The following is a 261-nucleotide window of genomic DNA, read 5'->3' on the forward strand; positions in this document are numbered from 1 at the left end:
ATTTAGAGAATAATCTTATGATTGCTATCTTTAATGTCATAAAGGAATTAATTACTAATGAAGGAATTAGAAGAAAATACTATTGAACAAATAAGAACTCTCCTTAATTATTTAGAGCAAACAGATCTATTAAAAAACAAAGATATTCTTAAGTGTTTAGATGTAATAGCAAGAGAATATGGTGGAAAAGTAGTGGATGAAAATTAAAATTTATATTGATTGACAGTCGATCTAAAATAATAAGAAATTAAATTTAGCTAA

At 23.4% G+C, this 261-nt stretch carries 1 protein-coding gene; it reads left to right on the plus strand.

Annotated elements, in window-relative coordinates; translation table 11 throughout:
- Positions 1 to 57: 57 nt before the first annotated feature.
- On the plus strand, positions 58 to 207 hold the full coding sequence (locus AMO19_RS08335) for a hypothetical protein (protein WP_179850451.1): 150 nt from the start codon (positions 58 to 60) through the stop codon (positions 205 to 207).
- The last annotated feature ends 54 nt before the right edge of the window (positions 208 to 261 follow it).

Origin of the sequence: Prochlorococcus marinus (genome assembly GCF_001180245.1) — a bacterium.
GTDB classification, from domain to species: Bacteria; Cyanobacteriota; Cyanobacteriia; order PCC-6307; family Cyanobiaceae; genus Prochlorococcus_A; species Prochlorococcus_A marinus_F.

Excerpts from the sequence above, each read along its gene's own strand:
- AMO19_RS08335 (WP_179850451.1), top strand. The coding sequence starts at position 58 with ATGAAGGAATTAGAAGAAAATACTATTGAACAAATAAGAACTCTCCTT.